A 25,853-nucleotide genomic window follows, 5' to 3' on the forward strand; every position below is an offset into this window, starting at 1 on the left:
AGATCCGGCCAGCGGAGAAGGTATCGCACGCGGCGGGATCGCCGTCCTCATACCCGCGCATGAACCAGGTCTCGCGCTGTTCGGAGGACCCGTGTGTGAAGTTCTCCGGTGTCACCCGGCCCTGCGCCTTCTCCTGGATCCGGTCATCGCCGACCGCCTCGGCGGCCGAGACCGCCGAGCGGATGTCGGCGGCCGTCAGCGGCTGCAGATACGGCTGCCCTGTCCCGGAGTCCTTCGTCTTCGAAGCATTCGACGCCCACACCCCGGCATAGCAGTCGGCCTGCAGCTCCAGGCGCACCGCCGAGGACTGCGGGCCGGTGTCACCCTGCTGGGCACGGTTGATGTCACCGGTCAGGCGCTGGATGTGGTGGCCGAACTCATGGGCGATGACATACTCCTCAGCCAGCGGACCCTGACCGGCGCCGTACTGGCTGCGCAGCTGGTCGAAGAACCCGACGTCGAAGTAGGCTGTCTCATCAGCCGGGCAGTAGAACGGGCCCATCGCCGAACTGGCCGCGCCGCAGCCGGTCTGCCACGAACCAGACGTCAGTACCACCTCGGGCCGGTGATACCGCACCCCGAGCCGGGAGGCGCCGCCGTCCCAATAGGTGTTGAGCGAATTCACGGTGCCCACGACACGGCACTCGATGTTGCGGTTGGCGTCCTCACCGGTCTGGCACTGCTCGGCCAGTGACTGTCCGCCGTCCTGCTCACCGACCTGCGAGTAGTCGTAACTTGAGCCCTCGCCGAGGCCCTGGTTGATGAAACCGGGGCCGAAGAGAATGACGCCGAGGATGAGCACGGCGATCGAGCCGATGCCACCGCCGACCTTGATGGGACCGCCCATGCCGCCGCCGGAGCGGCGGGAGACCTGGGAGGTGTCGAGCTGACTGCCGGGATTGAAGGTCATGGCAGTAGCATAGTGTGGGCATCGCGCGCCGGGAATAGGCGCTTTCTGGCCTGACCAGCAATTTCGGAAGGACACATACGTGACGATCACTGTCGCCGTCGACGGTTCCGCCCTCGGCAACCCTGGGCCCGCTGGCTGGGCCTGGTACATCGACGACGACTGCTGGGATGCCGGCGGCTGGAAGAAGGCGACGAACAATCGCGGTGAGCTGCAGGCGGTCATCGAGATCCTCAACGCAACTGCGGATGCCGGCACGCCGCTGCATATCCTGTGCGACAGCCAGTACGTCATCAACTCGGTGACGAAGTGGATGCCGAACTGGAAGCGCCGCGGCTGGAAGAAGGCCGACGGCAAGGACGTGCAGAACCGCGACCTCATGGAGGCCCTCGACGCCGCGCTGGCTGGCCGGAGTGTCGAGTTCGAATGGGTCAAAGGTCACAGCAACCACACCCTCAACGATGCCGCCGACGAGCGCGCCCGAGCTGCCGCTGCTGCGTATAAAGACGACACGCCCGTGCCCACCGGCCCCGGCTTCACCGGTGCCGCACGTAAGTCACCGGCTGCCCCTGATACTGCGCCTGCCGCTCCCGAGGCGGTGGCCGCCGCGCCTGCGACCGTCCAGGTCTCATGTGAGCTCGAGCGCGATCTCGCTGACCGCATCGTCGCCGCCGCCCGGGCAGCCGAGCGCAGCCCGCAGGACGAACTCGCCCGGCTCATCCGCTCGGGCGCCCAGGCTGCCTACGGAGAGGACACGCGATGATCTCCGTGCACGATCTTGAGGTGATGGTCGGTGCCCGCACGCTCATGACCGAGGTGAGTTTCCGGGTCGACAAGGGCGACCGTGTCGGCCTCGTCGGCCGCAACGGTGCCGGCAAAACCACCCTGACGAAGGTGCTCATGGACGAAGTGCAGCCCAGCGCCGGCACCGTCTCACGCACCGGCACCGTCGGATACCTGCCGCAGGACCCGCGCACCGGCAATCCGAAGGCCACCGCCATCGAACGGATCCTCGCCGCCCGCGAACTCGACGTCATCGCCCGCCGGATGCGCAAAGCCGAAGCGCAGATGTCGGATCCGGACCCCGATGTCATGTCCAAGGCGATTGAGAAGTACCCGCGCATCGAAGCCGAATTCATCGCCGCCGGCGGGTACGCCGCCGAATCGGAGGCGCTGAGCATCGCCGCGAACCTCGGGCTCGACGAGGCGACGATCCGCCAGGAGCTGCAGACACTCTCGGGCGGTCAGCGCCGCCGCGTCGAACTCGCCCGGATCCTCTTCGAGGCACCGGACACGATGATCCTCGACGAGCCGACCAACCACCTCGACGCCGAATCGGTCGCCTGGCTGCGCGGCTACCTCAAAACGTACTCCGGTGGGCTCATCATCATCTCCCACGACCTCGACCTCATCGACGAAGTCGTCAACACCGTCTTCTTCCTCGACGCCACCCGGCAGTGCATCGACATCTACTCGATGACCTACCAGCAGTACCTCAAGCAGCGCGAAGCCGATGAGCGGCGCCGGCGCCGCGAACGCGCCAATGTCGAGAAGAAAGCCGCGGCACTGTCAGCGCAGGCCGACAAGATGCGAGCCAAGGCCACGAAGGCCGTCGCCGCCCAGCAGATGGCCAAGCGCGCCGAGCGGATGCTCTCGGGTCTGGAGTCCGAACGCCAATCGGAGAAGGTCGCGCATCTGCGCTTCCCGGCACCGACTGCCTGCGGCAGGGTGCCGCTGACGGCTGAGGGACTGTCGAAGAGCTACGGATCGACCGAGGTGTTCACCGGCGTCGACCTGGCCATCGACCGCGGCTCACGGGTCGTCGTGCTCGGCTTCAACGGTGCCGGCAAGACGACCCTGCTGACCCTGCTGGCCGGGCTTGAGAAGCCGGACTCCGGTGAGGTCATCGCCGGCCACGGCCTCAAGCTCGGCTACTACGCCCAGGAGCACGAAACCCTCGATGTCAACAAGACCGTGCTGGAGAACATGGTCGCCCACGCCGATCACCTCGATGACACGGCGGTGCGCAATGTGCTCGGCTCGTTCCTGTTCTCCGGCGACGACGTCTACAAGCCGGCCGGCGTTCTCTCCGGTGGTGAGAAGACCCGCCTGGCGCTGGCCACCCTCGTCGTCTCGAGCGCGAACGTGCTGCTGCTCGATGAGCCGACGAACAACCTCGATCCGGCCAGCCGCGAGGAGATCCTCTCAGCGATCCGCCGCTATGAGGGTGCGATCGTGCTCGTCACCCACGACGTCGGTGCTGTCGAGGCGCTGAATCCCGATCGGGTGCTCCTGCTGCCGGATGGCGATGAGGATCACTGGAGTGCCGACTACCTCGACCTCGTCACCCTCGCCTGAGGCGATCAGAACAGCCGCTCAGAAGCCCTGCTCGTCGAGCAGCGCGTCCTCAGCATCTTCAGCCGAGCCCTGCTTGCGACGCGCTGACACGGTTGTCGCTCCGGCCCGCAGACTGGCGGCTGCTGCGCTGCGGCGGGCAGCAGCTCTGGGCGGGCCGGCGCTGCCATAGCGCGAGGCACGGCCGGCTGGGGTGCTGGCACGCCCGCGGGAACGGCCGGCGGCAATCGTGTCCTTGTCGACGACGACGTACTCCGTGCGCGGAGCCCGGCCAGCCTGCTCGGCGGCTTCGAGATCACGGCTGATGCGCTCCCGGCGAGCGGCGTAGAAGACACCACCGAGGATCATGATCCCGAACACGATCCATTGGAACGTATACGACAGGTGGGAACCGGGATCGGTGCTCGGCGGCGGCAGGGATGTCAGGCGCTCAGCCGGGGCCGGGTCCTCGCCTTCGAGCTGCGCGTAGGCCCCGGTATACGGAGCGCTCATGCCCGGCACGATCGCCGGGTCGATGCTGCGGATGGTGTTCTCAGAGGCCGTCTCTCCCGAGGCCTCCTGCGGTGTGCGCAGCCAGCCAGTGATGCTGACCTCCCCAGCCGGGGGAGCAGGAAGAGCGGAGACGTCCGGGGCCTCACCCGTCTGGCCGGTGGGCACCCAGCCGCGCACGACAGCCAGCTCGCCTCCGGCCTCGGTGACCAGCGGCACGAGCACATAGAAACCTGCCTGCCCATCGAGGCTGCGGTTGCGCACGAGGATCGTCGAGGAGGCATCGTAGGTGCCGCGGGTCTCAAAGCGCTTCCAGTCGAGCTCATCGGGCAGCGCGGCATCACGCTGAGGCAGGATCGCTGAGAGCGGTTCGGCCTCGCCGTGGTAGTTCGCATTGATGTGGGCGATCTCAGCGTCGCGGGCCTCACGGCGGTTGTTCTGCCAGTTGGCGAGGAATCCGCAGGCGATCGCAGCGACAACCGCCAAGGCGATGTAGCGCAGCCAGCGGGAGGAGAGGATGAAGCGGTAGGAGCTAGCAGCCATTAGCCAGCCCCTGCTGGGATCTCATCGACCGGCACGTCGTCCTTAAGCAGGCCGCGCAGCTGCAGGTACTCGTGCAGGTAGGTCCGGTGATCATCACAGGCCAACCATACTTTTCGCCTCTCCGGGGTGTGAACCCGGGGGTTGTTCCACAGCATCGCGAAGGCCGCCGGGCGACTGCAGGCCCGGGCAGAGCAGCGCAGCTCACTCACGGGTCTCACCGTCCTCCTCACCGGCAGGCGGAGGAGTACCATCCGCATCGGGTTCGACCACTGTGCCCTCCACGACATCGAGCGTTTCCTCGTCGTCGACCTGCCCGCTGTCATGTGCGGGTGTGGAGGCGCTGCCGGGCGAGACCGTGTATCCGCCGATGACCTCCGCGTCGACGACGTCGGACTCGGCACGCCAGGCGCCTGCCGCCTCGGGACCGGAACCAGCGGCAGCATCGCTGCGGCATGCCTGCAGCTCCGGCAGCGGCGGCGCGTCGATCTGCGCCGTCTTCGTCCGGGTGATGTTCTCCTTGCCGGCATTGGCGATCTGCACAGCGATCCACGGGAGGAACACCGCACCGGCCACACACGCCCAGCGCACCCAGCCGGTCGTGACGATGGCCAGGACAAAGCAGGTGATGCGGATGGCCATGGACAGCAGGTAGCGGCGGGAGCGGGCGCGGGTGTCGGCTTCGTGAGACTCGTCGGCATCCGTGATGTGCGTGCGTGGTCTCTTCTGTGCCATAGCCTTCCATGACTCGTGCTTTCAGATACAAAAGCCTACCGCCCTATTGTCTCCCAGATACTTAAGGACTTCATCTGTACGTTAGGTTGGAGACATCACACTGCCCGCGCCGTTCCCACGCGGCGATCGCACGAAGAAGGAGCCTCCACACGTGTCTGAATCACGCGTCGTCCTCGTCACCGGCGGCAACCGCGGCATCGGCCGCACCATCGCCGAGGAATTCATCGCCGCAGGCCACAAGGTCGCTGTGACCTCCCGCAACGGCGAAGCCCCCGAGGGCGCGCTGGCCGTCAGCGCCGATGTCACTGACACGGCCTCGATCGACGCGGCCTTCACGCAGGTCGAAGACGAACTCGGCCCGGTCGAGATCGTCGTCGCCAACGCCGGCATCACCAAGGACAACCTGCTCATGCGCATGGACGACGAGGAGTTCGGTGCCGTCATCGACACCAACCTCACCGGCGCGTTCCGCACCGTCAAGCGCGGCATCACCTCGATGATCCGGGCGAAGTACGGCCGCATCGTGCTCATCTCCTCGGTCTCCGGCCTCCTCGGCGTGGCCGGGCAGGCGAACTACTCGTCCTCGAAGGCCGGCCTGGTCGGCCTGGCCCGCTCGATCACCCGCGAGCTCGGTTCGCGCGGCATCACCGCCAATGTCGTGGCACCGGGCTTCATCCGCACCGATATGACCGATGAGCTGCCGGAGAAACAGCAGAAGGAATACCTCGCGCAGATCCCGGCCAAGCGGTTCGCCGAAGCCGAGGAGGTCGCTCGCGTGGTGCGCTGGGTCGCCTCCGATGAGGCCGCCTACATCTCCGGGGCCGTCATTCCGGTTGACGGCGGCCTGGGTATGGGACACTGAACAACGGACTGACCACGGCAGCCTGGCGGCAGGACGCCGGCTGCGAGATCTTGAGAAGGATTGGGGAACATGGGAATTCTTGACGGCAAGCGCATTCTCGTCACCGGCGTGCTGACGGAGGCGTCGATCGCCTTCGCCGCCGCCCGGCTGGCACAGGAGCAGGGCGCAGAGGTCATCCTGTCGTCGTTCGGACGGCAGATGAAGATCACCTCGATCATCGCCGAACGGCTGCCGAAGCCCGCTGAGGTCATCGAACTCGACGCCACCAACGACGAGGACCTGGCCGCACTGCCCGAGCGCCTCGGCGGCAACATCGACGGCATCGTCCACGCGATCGCCTTCGCCCCGAAGGACGCCCTCGGCGGTGTCTTCCTCGAGACCCCGTTCGAGTCGGTCGCCAATGCCATGCAGGTCTCGGCGTTCTCGCTGAAGTCGATCGTCGTGGCCGCCAAGCCGGTCATGAACCCCGGCGCCGGCGTCGTCGGCCTGACCTTCGATGCAACCGTCGCCTGGCCGGCCTACGACTGGATGGGCGTGTGCAAGGCAGCACTCGAGTCGACCAACCGGTATCTCGCCAAGTACCTCGGCAAGGACCAGATCCGCTGCAACCTCGTCTCGGCAGGCCCGCTCAAGACGACGGCTGCCAAGTCGATCCCCGGCTTCGACGCCTTCGAAGACGTCTGGGGCGACCGGGCACCGCTCGGCTGGGACCAGACCGACACCGAACCGGCCGGCAAGGCGATCGTCGCGCTGCTCTCCGACTGGTTCCCGGCGACCACCGGTGAAATGGTCCACGTCGACGGCGGTCTCCATTCGACCGGCGCCTGATCACACGCTGGCCGGCCGACTGCGACCGGCTCAATGGCAGCGCCCGGAAAGCTTGTGCTTTCCGGGCGCTGTCGCGTGCACAGGCGAGGATAACTCGCGTACCGTGGGAATCACCTGCTCGTCTGTGAAAGGACACCATGCCGTATCTGGTGATCGGCCGACATGCCAAGGCCGACCGGCCGCCGGTGGACGACTTCGACCGCCCGCTGACCGACGGAGGCTTCGCCGAAGCCGCCCGACTCGGTGAGTTCCTCACCGACTACCCGCTCGACTGCCTCATCAGTTCCGCTGCGCTGCGCACCATGCAGACCGCACAGGGTGTCGCCGAAGCCTTCGCACAGGCCGGGACCCCGCTGGAGGTCCGTGCCGACCGAGCGCTGTACGATGCCGACGTCGATGACTGGGTGGAGGTCATCAGCACGATTCCGGCCGATTCGACCGGCGCCTACATCGCCGGGCACGAGCCGACGGTCTCGGAGGTCATCACCGAACTGTGCGCCGACTTCGAACTGAACACGAAGTTCAGGCCGTCGTCGATCGCGATCTTCGATCTTCCGGCCTGGGGAGTGGCCGCCGGCGGCTTCCCTCAACCTGAGATCCACTGTTTCCGCGACTGAGCGGGGCCTCGCTCAGTTCATGCGGCCGGTGACCGCTGCCCAGACGGCGTCGAGCCGGCGCACGGACACGGTCGCATCAGCCACCTCGGCCAGGGCCGGTTTTGGGCAGAACGCAATGCCGAGGCCGGCCTGCTGAACCATGAGGGCATCATTGGCGCCGTCGCCGATCGCCACCGATTCCTCGACCGGCACTCCGGCCGCCTCGCAGAGCTGCCGGAGGAAGCGGCGTTTGAACTTCGCGTCGACGACGCGGCCTTCGACCCTCCCGGTGAGCTTTCCGCCGGAGATCTCCAGAGTGTTGGCCGCATAGTCGGTGATCCCGAACTGCTCGGCCAGCGGCCCGAGGATCTGGGTGAAGCCCCCGGAGACCAGACCGACCCGGCCGCCGTTCGACTGCACGAGGCTCACGAGTTCGGCCGCCCCGCCGGTCGGGGTCACGGCTGCACGGACTTCGTCGAGGACCTTCTCCGGCAGGCCCTTGAGCGTCTTCACCCGGGCGCGCAGGCTGTCCTCGAAGTCGAGTTCGCCGCGCATCGCCTTCTCGGTGACCTTGGCGACTTCCTTCGCCGCCCCGGCCTCGGCGGCCAGCAGATCGATGACCTCGTCTTCGATGAATGTCGAGTCGACGTCCATGACGACGACCTTGGGTGTGGTGCGCGCCAGGGGAGCCGGGACGAGAACGACATCAGCGCCGTCGGCGATCTCATGTGCCCGGCTGAGCTGAGCCGGCAGCTGGTCGTCGGTCACAAGCTTGGAGGCAACGGAGAAGGCCGGCTCCTTGCCGCCTTCAACCGTGCGCACGATGCTGATCCTGTGCATGCGCACCAGTCTACGCACGCCAGCATCCGCGCTGTCAGGGAGCCGAGCCTTGCCTGGGTCCAGGGGCCTCGGCGGTCACCGCAGTGACAACCTCGACAGCGGCGGCGTGGACGCCGGCCAATGCGGCACCGAGCCGCGGAGGCTGCACGGTAGCCGGGACGAGGACACTGCGCATCGCCTCATGGATCTCAAGGGCGGTGATGAGCTGCTGGGCATCTGCCGGGTCGGGCACGAACGCCGCCACCGCCTCGGCGGCGGTCGGCGGGCCGGTGAGCTCGGCCTGCCAGTCCCGCCACTGCCAGCCACCGATCCCAGCCGGTACCTCAGGCAGGGACTCGACGGTCGCCAGCGCCTCCATCGTCGCCTGCCGCAGCTGCCGGGACGCCTCGGCGGCGCTGACCGCCCCGAGCCCGGCGGCGCGCACCGGGGCGCACGGGATGAAGCGCATCGCAGCCTTGGCATCGATGACGATGACCGCGCGAGCCTGGCCGCCAGCTTCGGCCACCGCCACCGACTGCGCGCCGGCCAGCAGCCGCCGGTGGGCCCGGTCGACCTTCGGGACGGTGATCGGCAGGCTCGGGTGGATGAGCACACAGCGGACCCGGTCGATGCCAGCTGCTCTCAGCCGCGGCAGGGTCAGGAGCATCCCAGCCGGCACCTCGGCGCCGGGATCGAGGGCGTCATCGGCGATCAGCAGCGGCACCGGGTGCCCAGATGTGAGGAACGCCTCAGCACAGTCATCAGGGCTCGCCCGCCCGGCCAGCCACGCGCTGGCCGTGAGCGCGAACAGCAGGCTCGGCAGGGTCGCATCGAGTTCGGTACGGGAGTGAGCGGACATTGTGCACACTGTAGAACATGCCCCTGCAGAGGCGAGGAACGGCAGTGTGTTCTGTACTAAGGTTTGGTCTATGAGCGATGTTCTGGTCCTTGACGATGTCCGTGTCCGCCGTGGGGAGAACCTCCTTCTCGACGGTCTGTCCCTGCAGGTGAGCGAAGGGCAGCATTGGACGATCCTCGGCCCCAACGGAGCCGGCAAGACCACCCTGCTCGAACTGGCCTCCGGGCGCATGCACCCCAGTTCGGGCTCGGTCGACATCCTCAGCCACCGCCTCGGGCGCGTCGACGTCTTCGAACTGCGTCCGCGCATCGGGTATGCCTCGCAGCATCTGGCTGCGCGCATGCCCAACTCCGAGAAGGTCATCGACATCATCCTCACCGCTGCCTACGGCGTCCTCGGTCGCTGGACCGAGGCCTACGACGAGGTCGACACGTCCCGAGCCGAGGACCTGCTCGCCGCCTTCGGGATGGAGCGGATGAGCGAGCGCCGCTTCGGCAGCCTGTCCGAAGGTGAGCGCAAGCGCGTACAGATCGCCCGGGCGCTCATGACCGACCCTGAGCTGCTGCTGCTCGACGAGCCGGCCAGCGGCCTCGACCTCGGCGGGCGCGAGGAGCTGCTCCAGGCGCTGACCGAGATCCTCTCCGCCCGCTACGCCCCGACGACTCTCATGGTCACCCACCATGTCGAGGAGATCCCGCAGGGCATCACGCATGCGCTCCTGCTCAAGGACGGCGACGCGGTCGCCGCCGGGCCGATCGAGGAGACCCTGACGGCGGAGAACCTCTCGGAGACGTTCTCGGTGCCTGTCCGCATCGGAGTGGAGGACGGCCGCTACCACGCCCAGGCACGGTACTGAGCCGCCGGCATGGAACTGCATCACATCCTGCTGACGCTGCTCGCCGGCGTCGGCGCCGGAGGGATCAACGCGATCGTCGGCTCCGGCACCCTCATCACCTTTCCGGCTCTCGTCGCCTTCGGCGTGCCCCCGGTGACGGCGACGATGAGCAATGCCGTGGGTCTCATCCCCGGCAACATCGCCTCCTCGTTCGGCTATCGCACGGAGCTGGCCGGGCAGAAGAAGCGGATGCTCCAGCTCATCCCGGCCAGCCTTCTCGGCGCGCTCACCGGTGCCTACCTGCTGCTGCACCTGCCCGAGGATGCGTTCATCACGATCGTGCCGGTGCTGCTCGTGCTCGCCCTGCTGCTTGTGATCTTCCAGCCGATGCTCCAACGACTGCTGCGCGACCGGGCGATGCGCTCAGCCGAGGAAGCCGCACCGGCACCAGAGGCTGCGGGGCATACCGGAACGCCGCCGATGTCGATCGGCCGGCACATCGCCGTGTTCATCGCCGTCTACGCCACAGCCGTCTACGGCGGATACTTCGCCGCCGCCCAGGGCATCATCCTCATCGCCCTGCTCGGCATGCTGCTGCCGGAGACCCTGCAGCGCATCAACGGCGCGAAGAACGTCCTCGTCCTGGTCGTCAACACGGTCGCGGCCAGCATCTACGTCATCGTCGGCTTCGACCGCATCAACTGGATGGCCGCCGGTCTCATCGCTGCCGGCTCGCTCATCGGCGGCTACCTCGGAGCGCGGGTGGGCCGGAAGTTCTCACCGGTGCTGCTGCGCAGCGTCATCGTCATCCTCGGCCTGGTGGCGCTGTGGAACATCCTGCAGATGTGATCCTGGTCCGAGGAATCTCGTCATGAACACTCCGCGCAAGGCCGAACCCACCGAAGCTGAGATCCGTGCGCTGGCAGCCGCATGCGGCATCGATGCTGGCCGCCTGCGGTTCTTCGACGATCTCGACGTCCCGGAGCTGGCCGCGTACACGCAGCTGACCGATGTGCGGCTGCGCTCAGCGGCCGAACCCGAATGGGGCATCTATCTGGCCGAGAGCACGAAGATCATCCGCCGTGCCCTGGCCGCCGGGCATAAGCCGCAGTCCTTCCTCATGAGCCGCAAATGGTTCGCCGGCATGACCGACATCCTCACCGAGACGACCGGGCCGATCTACATCGGCACCGAAGCCCGGATCGAGGACCTCACCGGCTTCCATCTGCACCGCGGGGCGCTGGCGGCGATGGCCCGTCCGGCTCCGCGCACCGCCGCCGAGGTGGTGGCTGAGGTGCTCGACGCCGGTGCGCCCAAGTGCCGGATCGCGGTGTTCGAAGGATTGGTCGATCACACGAACGTCGGGGCTGCCTTCCGTTCAGCTGCGGCACTCGGTGTCAATGCCGTGCTGGTGACACCGGAGTGTGCCGATCCGCTGTACCGGCGGTCGATCCGCGTGTCGATGGGCACGGTATTCCAGATCCCGTGGACGCGCATCGACCCGTGGCCAGCCGGCATCGACCTGCTCAAAGACGCAGGCTTCTACGTCGCTGGCATGTCACTGGGTGAAGGCGCGATCACCCTCGATGAGCTCGTGGCTGCCGAGCATGAGCGGCTGGCGCTCGTCTTCGGCACCGAAGGCGACGGGCTCAAGCGCGGTACCGACCGGAGCCTCGACGCACGGGTGACGATCCCGATGATGCACGGCGTTGACTCGCTCAACGTCGCAGCGAGCTCAGCCGTGGCGTTCTACGCCACCAAGTGAGAGCCCGATCAGCGCTGACGGGATGCGAACGGCCTCGAGTGATCGCTGTTCGGTCTCCGAGGTCGGCGCCTGATGAGCCGGCTGGTGACCAGTGCAGCGAGGACGAAGCAGGCGGAGATGAGCACATTCCACGGCGCATCGAAGTAGTAGAAGATGACGCTGACGAAGACGAACCCAACGGCAGCGAGGTACAGGGTGGTCAGCCATGGTGGCCGGCGCATGTCGAATCACTCCTCTTCTCCGCACGCTAACGAAAGACCAGCGGCTGTGCCATTGCTCGAGAGCATGAGGGCGATGTGACCCCGGTGCACCAGTCGAACGGGTGCCCTGCCAGTCGGCGGTTTCGATAGGCTGAGCTCTGGCAATGCTGACAGAGAAGGAGAGACGTCTGTGACCGAGGAGCAGAGTGTGCCGGCAGCCACCGGAAACGTACCCGGACCGCTGTGCGAGGAGCACCCGGAGCTGGCTGCGGCCCTGGAGGCCGGGCGGATCACCGGCGAGGTCGGCACTCCGCGGGAGAACAACCTCTCCCACATCCACCGGTTCCTCGACCAGGAGTGCCAGTTCGACTTCGGTGTCGAGCTGACCCAGGAGTGGGACTACGAGAAGGTCTTCGCGCTCATGGTGGAGAAGGTCGGGCTGCGTCCAGACCCGGAATTCACCGAAGGCGTCGACACAATCTCGACCGAACGCTGCATCGCAGCGCTGGCCCGCTTCGGCGATGTGCTCGGTTCGGCAGTCGCGGCCCAGGCACGGATCCTGTTCGCCACCGGACACCCCGGCGGGATGCTGCCGGTGCACATGGCTTTCGCCGCATGGGCAGCCGAAAACGGTGCCGAGGTGATCTCACCTGACGGGTATATCGCGGTCCCGGAGATCGGTGGGGACCTGCGGCGCATCAGCGGTGTGTGGGTATGGCACCAGCACGGCGGCGTGCCGCATACGCACTTGGCTGAGCCGATGGGAGCGCTGCTCGATGAGCTGACCATCAGGGGAGAAGATGTCCCGGATCTCGTCGTCGCCGATCACGGCTGGGCCGGATGCGCTGGCACCCGCGGGTTGCGTTCGATCGGGTTCGCTGACTGCAACGACCCTGCCCTCTTCGTCGCTGAGGCGCAGGGCCAGGTCGAGGTCAGCGTCCCGCTCGATGACGATGTCGTTCCGCAGCTGTACCAGCCGCTCATCGAATTCGTCCTCACCACCGCCGCCGGGCACCTCGAGGACTGAGCCGCCGCAGAGCCCGGCCTGCCGCGGGTGGTCAGACCTCGATTGCGAGGTCCTCGACCACCTCGGCACCGGGCAGCGCCGCCAGGGCCTGACCGGAGAGGATGATCTTCGAACCGCGGATGCCCGATCCGATCACCACCTCGGGTTCGGTGACGATGCGTGAGTCGATGAGGATCCGGTAGCCGGCCGGCAGACCGAAGGGTCCGATGCCGCCGTACTCCATGCCCGATTCGGCGCATGCCCGCTCCTGGTCCATGAACGAGGCCTTGCGCACATCGAGCAGCTTGCGCACTCGTTTGTTGACATCAGCGCGAGTGTGGGCGAGGACCATGCAGGCGGCGATGCGCTCCTCACCGGCTCGGGAACCTGCGACGATGACGCAGTTGGCCGAATGCTGGTCCTTGAGCCCATATGCTTCGGTCAGCGCGGCAGTGTCAGCCAGGTCCGGATCGATGGCGAACACGTCGACCGGATGCTCGGCCGGGAACCCGGCCACCGCCTCGGCGGTGGGAGCGGCGAGCAGCTCGGGGTGCTCGCGGGCTGGAACCGTCTCGACGGGGGCAGGAGCATGGGAGAGGATCGTCCAGGATGACATGGCTTCATGACAGCACACCGCCGGCGGGGGCCGGATCGCCGACCGCAGTGCGGACACCCTGCTTCTGCGGGGCCGAATCGCGTCCGGTGGCCGCGACCTGTATAGTTGGCTGGTGGCTCATTTCGGAGTCACACGTGAATTTGGGCACTGGCAGGCGGGGGAGGCTTCCGCATCAGGCGCCCTGACAATTCAAACAAAGGACATTCATGAAGAAGGACATCCACCCGGAGTACCGCACGGTCGTCTTCAACGACCTTGCCTCGGGCACCAAGTTCGTCACCCGCTCCACCGTTGAGAGCGAGAAGACCATCGAGTGGGAAGACGGCAACACCTACCCGCTCATCGACGTCGAGATCTCCTCGGCCTCGCACCCGTTCTACACCGGCAAGCAGCGCATCCTCGACTCCGCCGGCCGCGTGGAGAAGTTCAAGGACCGCTACAAGGGCTTCGGCAAGCGCCGCTGAGTGCGCGATGCGCTCCAGTGCGCATCCTGCAGCACCGTCGGCGATTGCGCCGCGACTTCTGGCCCGTGACACGCTGTCACGGGCCAGAAGTGTCTGCACAGCCGTTGTGTCTGTGTCAGCCGGCATCCGACAGGCGGGCCGTCAGATGTCTGACGGCCCGCCTTTGCAGTGCTTTATAGAGTTCTTACTGACTCAGTGCTGTTCGATGACGATGCCCTCATGCGGGTAGCAGCGGGCGGCCGGGTGCAGCAGTGAGCCGACGCCGGTGGCGTTCGGAACGGCGGCAGCGATGCCGTGGGCGACGGTCTCCTTGGACTTGCGCACCGCCTCGGGCACGGACAGGCCGGTGGCCAGGCCGGCGGCGATCGCGGCGGCGAAGGAGCAGCCGGCACCGTTGACGAGGTCGTTGGTGATCTTCTTGCTGCTGAAGGTCGTCAGGGTCTGCCCGTCGTAGAGGACGTCGATGGCCTCGTCGGTGTCGAGGCGCGCCCCGCCCTTGACGACGACGTTGTCAGCGCCCATCGCGTGGATCGCCTTGGCCGCCTCTGCCATCTCATCGACGTTCGTAAGCTCGGCAGCCCCGACGAGGGTTGCGGCCTCTTCGAGGTTCGGGGTGATGACGGTGGCCAGGGGCACGAGGTTCTCGATGAACAGGTCCTTGAGGTCGACCATCGAGCCCGTTCCCTTGCACACGAGCACGGGATCGAAGACGTAGGGCAGGTGGTTGTTCTTCAGCCGGTCGGCGAGCACGAGGGCGGAGTCGACGGAGCCGACCATGCCGGACTTGATGACGTCGTAGTCGTGGATCGCCAGGGTCGAGTCGAGCTGCTGGCGGATGAAGTCGGCGTCCTGGAACTCAGCGGAGTGGTAGAAGCCGTTGTCCGGGTCGAAGGTCACCACGCAGGTGATGACCGCTGCGCTGAAGACGCCGTACTCCTCGAACATCTTCATATCGGCGCCGAGGCCGGCGCCGCCGGAGACATCGAGTCCGGCCACCGTCAGGCCGCGAGGTGCTGTCATTGGGGTTCCTTTCCATCGGCCGCAGCCTCTGTCATGGCGGCTCCGGCGTATCCGTGCTGTCTCCATGCCTCGTACATCGCAATCGAAGCCGAGTTCGCCAGGTTGAGCGACCGGCGTGCCGGCAGCATCGGGATCCTGACCTGCTGTGCGATATGCGGATCGGCCAGCACATCGTCATCGAGGCCGGTCGACTCCTTGCCGAACAGGAGCACATCGCCGTCAGTGTAGGCGATCTCACCGAAACCGGTCTGTGCGTGCGTGGTGAAGCCGATGACCCGGCGGTCGCCGAGGTGCTCCCACAGGTGCGCGAGATCCGGGTGGACGGTGACGTGCGCGAGGTCGTGGTAGTCGAGTCCGGCCCGGCGCAGCTTGGCATCGGAGAGGTCGAATCCGAGGGGTTCGACCAGGTGCAGATGCGCTCCGGTGACCGCTGCCAGGCGGATGGCGTTTCCCGTGTTTCCCGGGATCTCCGGGGTGTGGAAGACGATGTCGATGTTCATGGCGTTCCAAGCTTAGCGGCTCAGCAGGCCGGTGCTGTGCACCCGTTCGAACAGCATTGCTCGCATTCGAATAGGTGTTCTATAGTTGTGGTTATGTCCGTCCACCATGCCGTCGCCGCCGACCCGCAGGCGCTCCGAGAGCAGCTCAGCCGCCTGCCGGGTGTCACGACCGCGCGCGAGCTCTTCACCGGCCCCGAACCGCTGCCGGTGGACGGCATACTGGCCCCGGTCTTCGCCCGCGGCGGCCTGCCGCGCGGGGAGATCCTCAGCGTCACCGGCACCCTCGCACTGTCCTTCGCGTGCGCGGCAGCAGCGAAGTCCACCCGCGAACAGCACTGGTGCGCAGCCGTCGACACCCCGGAGCTGGCCGTCGCCGGGCTGGCCGACCTCGGCATCGACCTGGAGCACTTTGTCCACGTGCGCACCCCGCCTGCGGACTGGCAGCGGGTCGTGTCGATCCTGCTGGAGACCTTCGACCTGCTCATCATCGCCCCGCCGGCTGCCCCGAGTCCACAGGAGCGTCAGCGCTTAGCCGCCAAGGTTCGCGAACGCCGCGCCAGCCTCATCGCCCTCGGCCCGATGCCCGGCAGCAGCGAAAGCTGCGAGGTCTCCGTCGCCGGCTGGGACGGCCTGCACGCAGGCACCGGACGGCTACGGGCCTGCACCGCGCGGGTGCGCCATCCGCGCACCGGCGAGCACCTGCTCACCTGGCCGCTCACCCCCGGTGCACCCAGCGTGCAGCACCTGCCCACCGCCTCGGGCGCGGAGGCTGTGGCCAGCCGGCCGGCACACCCGCAGATCCAGGTGATCGACGGTGCCGGCTGAGACCCAGCGGACCCTCGTGCTCACGGTCCCGGACTGGTCGGCGACCGCTGCAGCCGAAGCGCACGGCTGGGCGGCCCACGAACCGGTCGCCGTGCTGCGCGGCGGGCGGATCGTCTCCTGCAATGCCGCCGCCCGGGTTGCCGGCATCACGACCGGGATCAACAAGCGCGCCGCCCAGCTGCGCTGCCCGCAGGTGCGCATCACCGGCTGGGATGAGGACCTCGACCAGCGGATCTTCGCCACCGGGCTTGATGTGCTCGAGGCCAGCATCGCCCGCTTCACCGTGCTGACCCCGGGAGAGGTGAGCATCCCGCTGACCGCACTGGCGCGCACCTACCCGAGCGAGGACGCCGCGGTCGAGGAACTGCTCACGAGAGTCACCGACGCCACCGGCTGGGAGTTCTTCGCCGGCATCGCCGATTCGGTCTTCGCCGCGATGCTCGCCGCCCGCACCGCCACCCGGGTGCTGCCCGGGCAGACCGCCGACTTCCTCGCCACCCAGCCGACGACCGCGCTGGCCTATGCCGATGCCCACACCTACGGTGAGCTCGTCACCGTCTTCGAACGCCTCGGCCTCGACACGCTCGGATCGCTGGCGCAGCTGGGCGAGGGGCAGATGCGCACCCGGTTCGGCGCCCTCGGTGTGCAGGCCCACCGGCTGGCTCGCGGGCTGCCGGTCCACCGGCCGGTCGACCACGTCCGCCAGCGCGAGCACCTCATCGAGGTGCCGATCAGCCCACCGAGCTCGCGTGGCGATGAGCTGTCCTTCCACGCCCGTGCCGCTGCCGCTGAGCTGTTCACCGGGATCCGGTCAGCCGGGCTCGTGTGCCCGAGCCTGACGATCGAGCTCGTCGCCGCCGGCGGGCAGCGCAGCCAGCGGACCTGGCGGCTGGAGCTCATGGACGAGAACCTCGTCGCCGACCGGGTGCGCTGGCAGGCCGAAGGCTGGCTGGCCGGACAGTCAGCACCCGCCGCTGCCGAACCGGTCGATGAGGGGCTGGCGGAGGCCGATGGTGTCTGCGCGCTGGCGCTGACCGCGGCTGAGCTGCTCGCCCCGCTGGAGGCCCACACCTCGCTGTTCGCCCAGCGCTCGGGCTATGTCACCCACACCCTGGAGCGGCTGCAGGGCCTCTACGGGCCCGAGGCGGTGCGCGTGCCCCAGCTGCAGGGCGGCCGGGAGCCTGCGGAGACGAACCTGTGGACGCCGTGGCAGCAGCAGCCCCGCCCTGAGCGCAGCGCGTCTGCCCCATGGCCGGGCCGGCTGCCGGCCCCGCACCCGATGATCGTCGACCGCGCGCCTGTCGAGCTGCTCGATCGGCAGGGGATGAGCGTCATCGCCCGGCCCAGCGGACTCGACAGCACCCCGGTGCTCCTACGGCTGGAGTCCGGCGCCGAGTTCAGCATCGTCGATCACTCCTCGGCCTGGCCGGTCGAGGCCGGCTGGTGGGATCCGGCCCGGGCCCAGTACCGAGTGCGGCTGCAGGTCCTCACCGACTGCGGGCAGGCCTTCCTGCTGTGCAAGGAGCACGGCCGCTGGCACATCACCGGACGCTACGCCTAGAAGGAGGACCTGATGGGATACTGCAATCCGCCGATCCCGTGGTCGGAGCTCGAACGCCGCCTGTCCTCCCGCACCGCCGCCGAGGCGGTTCCCGAACCGCTGCAGCTGCGTCCCCCCGACCTGCGGGCCGGTGGGACAGGTGCCGGTGACGCTGGGAGGCAAGCGCCACCTCGGCGCCGGGGCCGGCCGTGGGCAGAGCTGCACGTGCATTCGACGATGAGCTTCCTCGACGGAGCCTCAGAACCCGAAGAGCTCATCGACGCTGCCGTCGACGCCGGGCTCGAGGCGATCGCGCTGACCGATCACAACGGCCTCTACGGGGCCGCCCGCTTCGCCCAGGCAGCCGCCGGGCGGGGGATCGGCACCGTGTACGGGGCAGAGATCTCCCTGGGCCTGAGAGCGAAGATCCCCGGCCAGATCGACCCGGAGGCCGCCCACGCCCTCGTCCTCGCCCGCGGGGTGCCCGGCTACCGGCACCTCTCGGCCACACTGACGCAGGCGCATATGGCCGGGACGAAGAACAAACCGGTCATCGACCTCGAAGGCCTGGCCGCGGCGGCCGAGCAGGGCGGCGGCGACTGGTATGTGCTCACCGGCTGCCGCAAGGGACTGCTCATCCCGCACCTGAGCGATCCCGACGGCGGGCTGGGCCGGCTGCGCCGGCTGGTGGCGATGTTCGGCCGCGAGAGGCTCATCGTCGAACTCACCCGCACCGGGCTGCCCGAAGACGATGAGCGCATCCGCCATCTGTGCGAACTCGCTGCGCGGGCTGGGGTGCGCACGGCGGCGACGAACCAGGTCCACTATGCCAGCCGGGAGCAGTTCCATGATGCGCAGGTGCGGGCGGCGGTGCGTGCGAACTCCAGCCTCGACGAGGTCGCCGGCTGGCTGCCGCCTGCAGCCCTGCAGCGCATCCACACCGGCGCGGAGATGGCCGGCCGGTTCCCCGCCGCTGCCCTTGATGCCGCCGTTGAGATCGCCGCTGACTGCGCCTTCGAGCTGCGTGCCGCCCGGGCCGGTCTGCCGCAGGCACCCGTGCCTGCCGGGCTGAGCGATGCCGAATTTCTGCGTCAGCTCGTCACCGCCGGCGGGCTCAGGCTCTACGGCACCCGCGAGCAGCGCCCGGATGCCTGGGAGCTGCTGGATCGCGAGCTGGCCACGATCGAGCAGATGGGCTTCTGCGGGTACTTCCTCATCGTCTACGACATCGCCCGGTTCTGCCGGGATAACGACATCTTCTGCCAGGGCCGGGGGTCGGCTGCGAACTCCGCGGTCTGCTACGTCCTCGGCATCACCGCCGTCGATGCGGTGCGCTTCGGGCTGCTGTTCGACAGGTTCCTCGCCCCTGAGCGCGAGGGCTATCCCGATATCGACGTCGACATCGAATCCGGCCGCCGCGAGGAGGTCATCCAGTACGTCTACGACCACTACGGCCGCGATCGGGCCGCCCAGGTCGCCAATGTCATCACCTACCGGGCCAAGTCCGCCGTCCGCGATGCCGCAGCCGCCCTCGGCTACGAGCCCGGCCAGCAGGACGCGTTCTCCAAAGGACTCGAGCGCTGGTCGCGGCTGCCCGAAGACGACGATGACGACGACAGCACTGGAGGAGCAGGCGGTCAGCAGGGGGTGCCCGGCCCGGTCATCATCGCCGCCCGCGGGCTGCTCGGCACACCCCGCCACCTGGGCATCCACTCCGGGGGCATGATCTTAGCCGACCGGCCGATCGGCGAGGTCGTGCCGATCGAACCGGCGACGATGGAGCGGCGCACCGTCGTGCAGTGGGATAAGGATGACTGCGCGCATATGGATCTGGTGAAGTTCGATCTGCTCGGCCTGGGCATGCTCACCGCCCTGCACGAGATGGTCGACCTCATCGCCGTCCACACCGGTGAGCGCATCGAGCGGGCGCTGCTGCCGCAGGAGGACCCGGAGGTCTTCGACATGCTGTGCGCAGGCGATGCGATCGGCGTCTTCCAGGTCGAATCTCGCGCCCAGATGGCCACCCTGCCGCGGATGCTGCCGCGCTGCTTCTACGATCTGGCCGTCCAGGTCGCACTCATCCGGCCAGGACCCATCCAGGGCGGGTCGGTCCATCCCTACATCCGCCGCCGGCAGGGACTCGAAGCCCCGGACTACCTGCATCCGCTGACCCGCTCGGCGCTGGAGAAGACGCTGGGGGTGCCGCTGTTCCAGGAGCAGCTCATGCAGCTGGCCATCGACGTCGCCGGGTTCACCGGCGGGGATGCCGACCAGCTGCGCCGGGCGATGGGTGCCAAACGCTCGAAGGAGCGGATGCGCCAGCTGGCCGACCGATTCCATGCCGGGGCAGCGGCCCGCGGGGTCGATGCGCAGACCTCGCAGGTGATCTTCGACAAGATCGCCGCCTTCGCCAACTACGGGTTCCCCGAAAGCCACGCGATCAGCTTCGCCAACCTCGTCTACGACTCCGCCTGGTTCAAGCGTTACCACCATGCCGCGTTCACCGCCGGGCTGCTGCGCGCCCAGCCGATGGGCTTCTACTCCGCTCAGTCGCTCATCGCCGATGCCCGCCGGCACGGGGTGCGGATCCTGCCGGTCGATGTGCAGGCCTCCAGCGCGCAGGCCGATCTGGAGGCTGATGCGGATTCGACCGGTGGGTTCGCCATCCGCATCGGGCTCTCAACGGTCCGCGGGGCCGATTCCGCTGCCGAGGCGATCGTCGCCGCGCGCGAGGCCGACGGCCCCTTCACCTCGGTCGGGGACCTCGCCCAGCGCACCGGCGTCGATGTCACCGTGCTCGAAAGCCTCGCCACCGCAGGCGCGTTCGCCTGCTTCGGCCTCGACCGCCGGCAGGCGCTGTGGGTCGCCGGCTCCCAGGGCGGGTCAGGCCCGGGCATGCTGCCGGGCACCGCCCCGGTCGCCGAGGCCCCGGCTCTGCCGCTCATGAACAGCTTCGACATCACCCTTGCCGAACTGTTCTCCACCGGCCTGACCGTCGACGGCTACCCGACCGAGCAGCTGCGCGGCAGGCTGCGCGAACGCGGCTACGCCTCGACCGCCGATGCCCAGCAGGCCGTCGACGGCCAGATGATCACCGTCGCCGGGCTGGTGACGCACCGGCAGCGGCCCGGCACCGCCTCAGGTGTGACGTTCATGAACCTCGAAGACGAGTTCGGAATGCTCAACATCGCCTGCTCACCAGGACTCATGCGCCGCTACCGGCCGATCTCCTACAGCCACAACGTCCTCGTCATCCGCGGCCGGGTGCAGCGGGCCGGCACGGTCGTCAGCGTCACAGCCGACAAGCTCATCCCACTCGACGTCAAGATGCCGGTGAAGTCACGGAACTTCCAGTGAGACAGGCGCTGCATGCCCCCTGTATGACGTCATATGACGACACATGACAGACAGATGACGAAAGCAGCCCACCCGGTGAGCCGGGCTCCCTAGCGTGGTGGACACCACGACCGACCTGTACCCGCTTGAAGGAGCACCCCATGAGCGAACTGAGCTTCGAGACCCGCCAGATCCACGCCGGCCAGTCACCGGATACGGCCACCGGCGCCCGCGCCCTGCCGATCTACCAGACCACCTCGTACGTCTTCGACAGCGCCGAGACCGCCGCCAACCGCTTCGCGCTGGCCGACCTCGGCCCGATCTACACCCGCATCGGCAACCCGACGGTCGCCGCCGTCGAAGACCGCATCGCCGACCTCGAAGGCGGAGTGCAGGGCCTGCTCGTGGCCTCCGGCCAGTCCGCGGAGTTCCTGGCCATCATCAACATCGCTGAAGCCGGCGATCACGTCGTGGCCAGCCCCAGCTTGTACGGCGGCACCTACAACCTCCTCGACGTCACCCTGCGCAAGCTCGGCATCGAGACGACCTTCGTCTCCGATCCCGGCGATGTCGAGGCATGGAAGGCAGCTGTCAAGCCCAACACCAAGCTGTTCTTCGCCGAAACCGTGGCCAACCCCCGCTCCGACGTCCTCGACATCGCCGCGGTGGCAGAGACCGCGCACGCCGCCGGGGTGCCGCTCATCATCGACAACACCCTCGCGACTCCTTACCTCGTCCGCCCGATCGAGCACGGTGCTGATGTCGTCATCCACTCCGCCACGAAGTACCTCGGCGGCCACGGCACCTCGATCGCCGGAATCATCGTCGACAGCGGCAACTTCGACTACAGTGCCGAGCCTGAGCGCTTCCCCGGCTTCAACCAGCCCGACGCCTCCTACAACGGCCTCGTCTACGCCCGCGACCTCGGCCCGGATTCACCGTTCGGCGCGAACGTCTCCTACGGCATCAAGGCCCGCGTGCAGCTGCTGCGCGACCTCGGACCGGCCGCCTCGCCGTTCAACGCCTTCCTCATCGCCCAGGGCCTGGAGACCCTCAGCCTGCGCATCGAACGCCATGTCGCCAACGCCCAGCGGGTCGCGGAGTTCCTGGAGAGCCACGCCCAGGTCGACAAGGTCCACTTCGCCGGCCTGCCCTCAAGCCCGTGGTACGAGCTCGGCCAGAAGTACCTGCCTAAGGGTGTCGGCTCCGTGCTCGGCTTCGAGATCGCAGACGGCTACGACGCTGCTGTGAAGTTCGTCGACGCCCTCGAGCTGCACTCGCATGTCGCCAACATCGGCGATGTCCGCTCACTGGTCATCCACCCGGCGTCGACGACCCACAGTCAGCTCGACGAGGACGCCCAGCGCGCCGCCGGAGTCAGCCCGGCCTTCGTCCGCCTGGCCGTCGGCATCGAGGGCATCGATGACATCATCGCCGATCTGGAGAAGGGATTCGCCGCCGCCCGCGGCTGATGCACGATGCAGGTCGCCAGCCGTACAGCCGTCGCCGAGTTCCACGATGTCGTGCTCGAATCCGGGTACGTCTTCGAGCAGCTGCACATCGCCTATGAGACCTATGGGCAGCTGAACGCGGAGAAGTCCAACGCCGTGCTCATCGAGCATGCGCTCACCGGGGATCCGCATGTCAGCTCCGGAGTGGCCAACCCGGCGGCGGCTGAGTCACCGCGGTCCTTCGCCCCCGGCTGGTGGGAAGACGTCGTCGGGCCGGGCAAGGCGATCGACACGAACGAGTTCTTCGTCGTGTGCGCCAATGCCATCGGCGGCTGCAACGGCTCGACGGGCCCGACCTCCCCGTCAGCCGATGGGCTGGCGCACGGCTCCCGGTTCCCGGCCGTGTCGATCCGCGATATGGCCGCAGCCGAGGTGCTGCTGAGCGACCGGCTCGGCATCCCGGCCTGGCATGCGGTCATCGGCGGGTCGATGGGCGGGGCGCGGGCGCTTGAGTTCGCGCTCGTGGCTCCCGAGCGGGTCAATCGCGCCACGATCCTGGCCGCGCCGGCGTTCTCGGACGCCGACCAGATCGCCTGGGCCTACACCCAGATCCAGGCGATCGAGCTCGATCCGGACTTCTGCGGCGGGGACTATGCCGTCATCGGCCGGTTCCCGCGCCGCGGCCTCGGTCTGGCCCGGCAGATCGCCCACCTGACCTACCGGGCGGACTCCGAGCTCAACGAGCGCTTCGCCAACACCCGCCAGGAGCAGTGGCCCGACCTCGCCCACCGGCCGCGGCCGGCCTCGGCAGGCGATGCCTACTACGCCATCCAGAGCTATCTCGACTACCAGGCGACCAAGCTCGTCGACCGGTTCGATGCGCAGTCCTACCGGATACTGACGCAGGCGCTGCGCGATCACGATGTGCGCCGCGGCCGCTCGACGAACCTCGCCGAGGCGCTGTCGGCAGCGCAGGCGAAGTTCCAGGTCATCAGCGTCTCCAGCGACCGTCTCTACCCGCCGGCCCAGGTGGCCCAGCTCGCCGCCGCGCTGCCGGGCGACGTCGAGACCCATGTGCTCGACTCGTGGGCAGGTCACGACGGGTTCCTCACCGAAGGCGCCCAGCTCTCACCGCACCTGCGCCGCTTCCTCACGTGATCAGCCGGCCACCCCATGCGGGGCGGCCGGCTGATCCGGTGCTATCACCGGGCCCGAGGCGGTGGGCCCGCTGGCATCAACCGCGCTTGGCCTTCTTCTCCTTGGCCTTGCGCTGCTTGTACAGGTGCCGCTCATCGACCGGGAAGTCGCGCTGGGCGCGGGCATTGCGGTAGTAGTCCATCGCCTCCTGCTGACGCTTCGCCTCGATGCCCTCGGCGATCGTGGCCCTGCGGTGCTTGGGCCCGTATCCGAAGGACTCGCAGATATCACCGGCGTTGGCAGCCAGCTTCGCACACAGGCTGTCGATGGTCGGCCCGATCTGGCGGGCCCTCGACATCGACAGGCGGCCGTACATGATGTGCCAGCCGATGTTGTCCTCGATGAGGCTCAGGCCGTAGAGGTCGCGGATGCGGCGTAGCAGCTTGGCCTCCTCCTCATGACCGGAGCGCTTCTGCACCTCGTGCATCGAATCGTTGAGAGCCTCCCACTTGAGCGCCTCGATGTAGGCACGAGCGGCCTCGATGAGCTGATGCTGCACACTGTTGAACACCTCGGCGGCCTTCGCCGGGGGCATCGAGGCGGCCGGGCGCAGGGTGCCGGCGAGGTCGGCGACCATGACCTCGACGCGATTGTGCAGCATCGCCTGCTGCACATGGCCTGAGCGCACCCGCTTGTTATTCAGCGCCGGAGTGAAGATGTCGCCGATGGTGCGCCCAACGTTGGCCAGACCGGAGCGGTACAGCGAGTGCTCGGCGGCCTGGGTGCCGATGTAGCGGGCAACACCGCCGAGGTCGATGTCCTTGAGTTCGGCGGCGTAGTCGCTCAGCAGGCGCTTGGCGACCAGCTGCAGCAGGACGGTGTTGTCGCCTTCGAACGTGACGTAGACGTCGAGGTCGCCGTAGAGGCCGACGAGTCGGTTCTCCCACATGTAGCCGGCGCCGCCGCAGGCCTCACGGCATTCCTGGATCGTGCACAGCGCATCCCAGGTGGTGATCGCCTTGAAACCGGCGGCCTGGGTCTCGAGTCGCTGGCGGGCCTCATCGGAGTCGTCCTCGCCGCCGAATACCAGCTGGAAGGACTCCAGCAGCTGATCGTGGGCCACCGCATTGGCGAACACGCGGGCGACCAGGGGCATGAGGCGGCGCTGGTGCTGCTGGTAGTCCATCAGCACCTCCTCGACGGCGTCGTCCCCACCGGTGAACTGGCGGCGCTGAAGCCCGTAGCGCATGGCGATGTCGAGAGCGAGCTTCGCTGCAGTGACACCGGAGCCGTCGAGTGAGACACGGCCCTGGACGAGGGTTCCGAGCATCGTGAAGAAGCGCCGGCCCGGGGATTCGATGTCCGAGGAGTAGGTGCCGTCGGCTGCGACGTCGCCGTAGCGGTTGAGCAGGTTGGTGCGCGGCACGCGCACGTTGTCGAAGGACAGGCGGCCGTTGTCGATGCCGAGCAGTCCGCCCTTGCGGCCGTCGTCCTCCGGGGTGACGCCGGGCAGCGGCTCACCCGCAGCGCCGTCGCGGATCGGGACGAAGAAGCAGTGCACGCCGTGGTTGACGCCGTTGGTGATGAGCTGGGCGAACACGACGGCGGCCTCACCGTGGACGGCGGCATTGCCGAGGTATTCCTTCGTCGCTGCCCGGAAGGGGGTGTTGATGACGAAGGTCTCATCGGATGGATCGTAGGTGGCCGTGGTGCCGATCGAGGCGACGTCGGAGCCGTGGCCGATCTCGGTCATCGCGAAGGCGCCGAGCAGCTCGCCGCGGACGGCGGGCTTGAGCCACTTGTCATGCTGTTCGGCATTGCCCAGATGCTGGATCGCCCCGGCGAAGAGCCCGAACTGCACACCAGCCTTGATCTGGATGCTCGGCTCTGCGGTCACGAGCTCCTCGAACGCGGCGACGTAGCCTGCGTGGTTGTTCTGACCGCCTTCGGATTCGGGCAGCGGCAGACCGGAGATGCCGGTGTCGATGAGCGCCTTGACTCCGGCGAGGGTCTCCTCGCGCAGCTGCTCGAGGTCACCGGTCTCGCTGAGCACGGCGTGTTCGCTGTCGATGAAGCTGCGGCCGATGTAGCGCTGCTCGGCCCACCGCCCGTCGAGGACGGCGCCGATGCGGGCGGGATCGATGGACAGCTGGTGCTTCTTGCTCATG

The 25,853-nt window shown here is 67.9% G+C and carries 25 protein-coding genes; 15 read left to right on the forward strand and 10 right to left on the reverse strand.

Annotated features, from left to right (window positions below):
* The coding region (gene ypfJ / locus M3C25_RS04855; RefSeq protein ID WP_102160191.1) for a KPN_02809 family neutral zinc metallopeptidase at window positions 1-910 on the reverse strand (910 nt) is incomplete at its 3' end.
* 79 nt (window positions 911-989) lie between these two features.
* On the opposite strand from ypfJ, the gene M3C25_RS13105 reads away from it, so the two are divergent.
* Together M3C25_RS13105 and M3C25_RS04865 are read left to right on the forward strand one after the other, a co-directional pair.
* Window positions 990-1,670 (forward strand): ribonuclease H family protein, encoded by a 681-nt coding sequence (locus M3C25_RS13105; RefSeq protein WP_311200498.1) that lies wholly within the window; start codon window positions 990-992, stop codon window positions 1,668-1,670.
* Entirely contained in the window at window positions 1,667-3,265 is a 1,599-nt protein-coding gene (locus M3C25_RS04865; RefSeq protein ID WP_259855227.1) for an ABC-F family ATP-binding cassette domain-containing protein, read from the forward strand. The genes M3C25_RS13105 and M3C25_RS04865 overlap by 4 nt, the downstream gene beginning before the upstream one ends.
* Window positions 3,266-3,283: 18 nt before the next feature.
* On the opposite strand, the gene M3C25_RS04870 is transcribed toward M3C25_RS04865, so the two are convergent.
* Both M3C25_RS04870 and M3C25_RS04880 read right to left on the reverse strand, forming a co-directional pair.
* Complete coding sequence (locus tag M3C25_RS04870) at window positions 3,284-4,294, reverse strand: SURF1 family cytochrome oxidase biogenesis protein (RefSeq protein WP_259855228.1); 1,011 nt, start codon at window positions 4,292-4,294, stop codon at window positions 3,284-3,286.
* 201 nt (window positions 4,295-4,495) lie between these two features.
* On the reverse strand, window positions 4,496-5,026 hold the full coding sequence (locus M3C25_RS04880) for a DUF3099 domain-containing protein (protein ID WP_259855229.1): 531 nt from the start codon (window positions 5,024-5,026) through the stop codon (window positions 4,496-4,498).
* Window positions 5,027-5,177: 151 nt separating this feature from the next.
* On the opposite strand from M3C25_RS04880, the gene M3C25_RS04885 reads away from it, so the two are divergent.
* The 3 genes from M3C25_RS04885 to M3C25_RS04895 all read left to right on the forward strand — a co-directional run bounded on the left by M3C25_RS04885 (window position 5,178) and on the right by M3C25_RS04895 (window position 7,333).
* Entirely contained in the window at window positions 5,178-5,888 is a 711-nt protein-coding gene (locus tag M3C25_RS04885; protein ID WP_102160179.1) for a beta-ketoacyl-ACP reductase, read from the forward strand.
* Window positions 5,889-5,957: 69 nt separating this feature from the next.
* Entirely contained in the window at window positions 5,958-6,716 is a 759-nt protein-coding gene (gene fabI, locus M3C25_RS04890; protein WP_259855230.1) for an enoyl-ACP reductase FabI, read from the forward strand.
* 137 nt (window positions 6,717-6,853) lie between these two features.
* The gene (locus tag M3C25_RS04895; RefSeq protein ID WP_259855231.1) at window positions 6,854-7,333 is read left to right on the forward strand and encodes a SixA phosphatase family protein; all 480 of its coding nucleotides are present in this window, start codon (window positions 6,854-6,856) and stop codon (window positions 7,331-7,333) included.
* Between the two features lie 12 nt (window positions 7,334-7,345).
* Here M3C25_RS04895 and serB read toward each other — a convergent pair whose 3' ends face one another.
* Window positions 7,346-8,152, reverse strand: a complete 807-nt coding sequence (gene serB / locus M3C25_RS04900) for a phosphoserine phosphatase SerB (RefSeq protein ID WP_259855232.1) — start codon at window positions 8,150-8,152, stop codon at window positions 7,346-7,348.
* Window positions 8,153-8,186: 34 nt separating this feature from the next.
* Window positions 8,187-8,990, reverse strand: coding sequence for an Rv1486c family protein (locus M3C25_RS04905; RefSeq protein WP_259855233.1), 804 nt, complete (start codon window positions 8,988-8,990; stop codon window positions 8,187-8,189).
* Window positions 8,991-9,060: 70 nt separating this feature from the next.
* Here M3C25_RS04905 and M3C25_RS04910 point away from each other — a divergent pair, with 70 nt between their 5' ends.
* From M3C25_RS04910 to M3C25_RS04920, 3 genes are read left to right on the forward strand one after another with little or no spacing between them, the layout of a single operon-like run.
* Window positions 9,061-9,846 (forward strand): ABC transporter ATP-binding protein, encoded by a 786-nt coding sequence (locus M3C25_RS04910; protein ID WP_259855234.1) that lies wholly within the window; start codon window positions 9,061-9,063, stop codon window positions 9,844-9,846.
* A gap of 9 nt (window positions 9,847-9,855) precedes the next feature.
* Window positions 9,856-10,674, forward strand: coding sequence for a sulfite exporter TauE/SafE family protein (locus tag M3C25_RS04915; protein ID WP_102160167.1), 819 nt, complete (start codon window positions 9,856-9,858; stop codon window positions 10,672-10,674).
* 22 nt (window positions 10,675-10,696) lie between these two features.
* Window positions 10,697-11,590: a TrmH family RNA methyltransferase gene (locus tag M3C25_RS04920; protein ID WP_259855235.1), complete on the forward strand. Its 894-nt coding sequence runs from the start codon at window positions 10,697-10,699 to the stop codon at window positions 11,588-11,590.
* Between the two features lie 8 nt (window positions 11,591-11,598).
* Here the strand turns inward: M3C25_RS04920 and M3C25_RS04925 are convergent, their stop codons facing one another.
* Window positions 11,599-11,811, reverse strand: a complete 213-nt coding sequence (locus M3C25_RS04925; RefSeq protein WP_259833494.1) for a hypothetical protein — start codon at window positions 11,809-11,811, stop codon at window positions 11,599-11,601.
* A 169-nt stretch (window positions 11,812-11,980) separates the two neighbouring features.
* On the opposite strand from M3C25_RS04925, the gene M3C25_RS04930 reads away from it, so the two are divergent.
* Window positions 11,981-12,817, forward strand: coding sequence for a phosphatase (locus tag M3C25_RS04930; RefSeq protein ID WP_311200499.1), 837 nt, complete (start codon window positions 11,981-11,983; stop codon window positions 12,815-12,817).
* Window positions 12,818-12,848: 31 nt separating this feature from the next.
* Here M3C25_RS04930 and M3C25_RS04935 read toward each other — a convergent pair whose 3' ends face one another.
* A complete protein-coding gene (locus tag M3C25_RS04935) occupies window positions 12,849-13,412 on the reverse strand; it encodes a YbaK/EbsC family protein (protein WP_259833493.1) in 564 nt (187 codons plus the stop codon).
* Window positions 13,413-13,618: 206 nt separating this feature from the next.
* Here M3C25_RS04935 and M3C25_RS04940 point away from each other — a divergent pair, with 206 nt between their 5' ends.
* Complete coding sequence (locus M3C25_RS04940) at window positions 13,619-13,876, forward strand: type B 50S ribosomal protein L31 (protein ID WP_102160149.1); 258 nt, start codon at window positions 13,619-13,621, stop codon at window positions 13,874-13,876.
* Window positions 13,877-14,068: 192 nt separating this feature from the next.
* Here M3C25_RS04940 and M3C25_RS04945 read toward each other — a convergent pair whose 3' ends face one another.
* Both M3C25_RS04945 and M3C25_RS04950 read right to left on the reverse strand, forming a co-directional pair.
* Window positions 14,069-14,896 carry a PfkB family carbohydrate kinase gene (locus tag M3C25_RS04945; RefSeq protein WP_259855236.1) on the reverse strand — a complete coding sequence of 276 codons (828 nt, stop codon included), beginning with the start codon at window positions 14,894-14,896 and terminating at the stop codon, window positions 14,069-14,071.
* A complete protein-coding gene (locus M3C25_RS04950) occupies window positions 14,893-15,396 on the reverse strand; it encodes a tRNA (cytidine(34)-2'-O)-methyltransferase (protein ID WP_259855237.1) in 504 nt (167 codons plus the stop codon). Before M3C25_RS04950 ends, M3C25_RS04945 begins: the two co-directional genes overlap by 4 nt.
* Window positions 15,397-15,489: 93 nt before the next feature.
* Between M3C25_RS04950 and imuA' the strand changes: the two genes are divergently transcribed.
* The 5 genes from imuA' (at window position 15,490) to metX (ending at window position 23,706) form a co-directional block, all read left to right on the forward strand.
* A complete protein-coding gene (gene imuA', locus M3C25_RS04955; RefSeq protein WP_259855238.1) occupies window positions 15,490-16,221 on the forward strand; it encodes a DnaE2-dependent mutagenesis accessory factor ImuA' in 732 nt (243 codons plus the stop codon).
* Entirely contained in the window at window positions 16,211-17,782 is a 1,572-nt protein-coding gene (locus M3C25_RS04960; RefSeq protein ID WP_259855239.1) for a DNA polymerase Y family protein, read from the forward strand. Before imuA' ends, M3C25_RS04960 begins: the two co-directional genes overlap by 11 nt.
* A 12-nt stretch (window positions 17,783-17,794) precedes the next feature.
* Complete coding sequence (locus M3C25_RS04965) at window positions 17,795-21,118, forward strand: error-prone DNA polymerase (protein ID WP_259855240.1); 3,324 nt, start codon at window positions 17,795-17,797, stop codon at window positions 21,116-21,118.
* 140 nt (window positions 21,119-21,258) lie between these two features.
* The gene (locus M3C25_RS04970) at window positions 21,259-22,569 is read left to right on the forward strand and encodes a bifunctional o-acetylhomoserine/o-acetylserine sulfhydrylase (RefSeq protein ID WP_259855241.1); all 1,311 of its coding nucleotides are present in this window, start codon (window positions 21,259-21,261) and stop codon (window positions 22,567-22,569) included.
* Between the two features lie 6 nt (window positions 22,570-22,575).
* A complete protein-coding gene (gene metX, locus M3C25_RS04975; protein WP_259855242.1) occupies window positions 22,576-23,706 on the forward strand; it encodes a homoserine O-acetyltransferase MetX in 1,131 nt (376 codons plus the stop codon).
* Between the two features lie 76 nt (window positions 23,707-23,782).
* On the opposite strand, the gene M3C25_RS04980 is transcribed toward metX, so the two are convergent.
* A complete protein-coding gene (locus tag M3C25_RS04980) occupies window positions 23,783-25,852 on the reverse strand; it encodes an acyl-CoA dehydrogenase family protein (protein WP_259855243.1) in 2,070 nt (689 codons plus the stop codon).
* Window position 25,853 lies beyond the last annotated feature (1 nt).

Origin of the sequence: Brevibacterium luteolum, assembly GCF_025147615.1 — a bacterium.
In the GTDB taxonomy this organism is placed as follows: domain Bacteria; phylum Actinomycetota; class Actinomycetes; order Actinomycetales; family Brevibacteriaceae; genus Brevibacterium; species Brevibacterium luteolum.

Bases quoted from the DNA above. Each gene is read 5' to 3' on its own strand.
- M3C25_RS04865 (WP_259855227.1), top strand. From the start codon at position 1,667: ATGATCTCCGTGCACGATCTTGAGGTGATGGTCGGTGCCCGCACGCTC.
- M3C25_RS04870 (WP_259855228.1), bottom strand. From the start codon at position 4,294: ATGGCTGCTAGCTCCTACCGCTTCATCCTCTCCTCCCGCTGGCTGCGC.
- M3C25_RS04880 (WP_259855229.1), bottom strand. From the start codon at position 5,026: ATGGCACAGAAGAGACCACGCACGCACATCACGGATGCCGACGAGTCT.
- fabI (WP_259855230.1), top strand. From the start codon at position 5,958: ATGGGAATTCTTGACGGCAAGCGCATTCTCGTCACCGGCGTGCTGACG.
- M3C25_RS04895 (WP_259855231.1), top strand. From the start codon at position 6,854: ATGCCGTATCTGGTGATCGGCCGACATGCCAAGGCCGACCGGCCGCCG.
- serB (WP_259855232.1), bottom strand. From the start codon at position 8,152: ATGCACAGGATCAGCATCGTGCGCACGGTTGAAGGCGGCAAGGAGCCG.
- M3C25_RS04905 (WP_259855233.1), bottom strand. From the start codon at position 8,990: ATGTCCGCTCACTCCCGTACCGAACTCGATGCGACCCTGCCGAGCCTG.
- M3C25_RS04910 (WP_259855234.1), top strand. From the start codon at position 9,061: ATGAGCGATGTTCTGGTCCTTGACGATGTCCGTGTCCGCCGTGGGGAG.
- M3C25_RS04915 (WP_102160167.1), top strand. From the start codon at position 9,856: ATGGAACTGCATCACATCCTGCTGACGCTGCTCGCCGGCGTCGGCGCC.
- M3C25_RS04920 (WP_259855235.1), top strand. From the start codon at position 10,697: ATGAACACTCCGCGCAAGGCCGAACCCACCGAAGCTGAGATCCGTGCG.
- M3C25_RS04925 (WP_259833494.1), bottom strand. From the start codon at position 11,811: ATGCGCCGGCCACCATGGCTGACCACCCTGTACCTCGCTGCCGTTGGG.
- M3C25_RS04935 (WP_259833493.1), bottom strand. From the start codon at position 13,412: ATGTCATCCTGGACGATCCTCTCCCATGCTCCTGCCCCCGTCGAGACG.
- M3C25_RS04940 (WP_102160149.1), top strand. From the start codon at position 13,619: ATGAAGAAGGACATCCACCCGGAGTACCGCACGGTCGTCTTCAACGAC.
- M3C25_RS04945 (WP_259855236.1), bottom strand. From the start codon at position 14,896: ATGACAGCACCTCGCGGCCTGACGGTGGCCGGACTCGATGTCTCCGGC.
- M3C25_RS04950 (WP_259855237.1), bottom strand. From the start codon at position 15,396: ATGAACATCGACATCGTCTTCCACACCCCGGAGATCCCGGGAAACACG.
- imuA' (WP_259855238.1), top strand. From the start codon at position 15,490: ATGTCCGTCCACCATGCCGTCGCCGCCGACCCGCAGGCGCTCCGAGAG.
- M3C25_RS04965 (WP_259855240.1), top strand. From the start codon at position 17,795: ATGGGATACTGCAATCCGCCGATCCCGTGGTCGGAGCTCGAACGCCGC.
- M3C25_RS04970 (WP_259855241.1), top strand. From the start codon at position 21,259: ATGAGCGAACTGAGCTTCGAGACCCGCCAGATCCACGCCGGCCAGTCA.
- metX (WP_259855242.1), top strand. From the start codon at position 22,576: ATGCAGGTCGCCAGCCGTACAGCCGTCGCCGAGTTCCACGATGTCGTG.
- M3C25_RS04980 (WP_259855243.1), bottom strand. From the start codon at position 25,852: ATGAGCAAGAAGCACCAGCTGTCCATCGATCCCGCCCGCATCGGCGCC.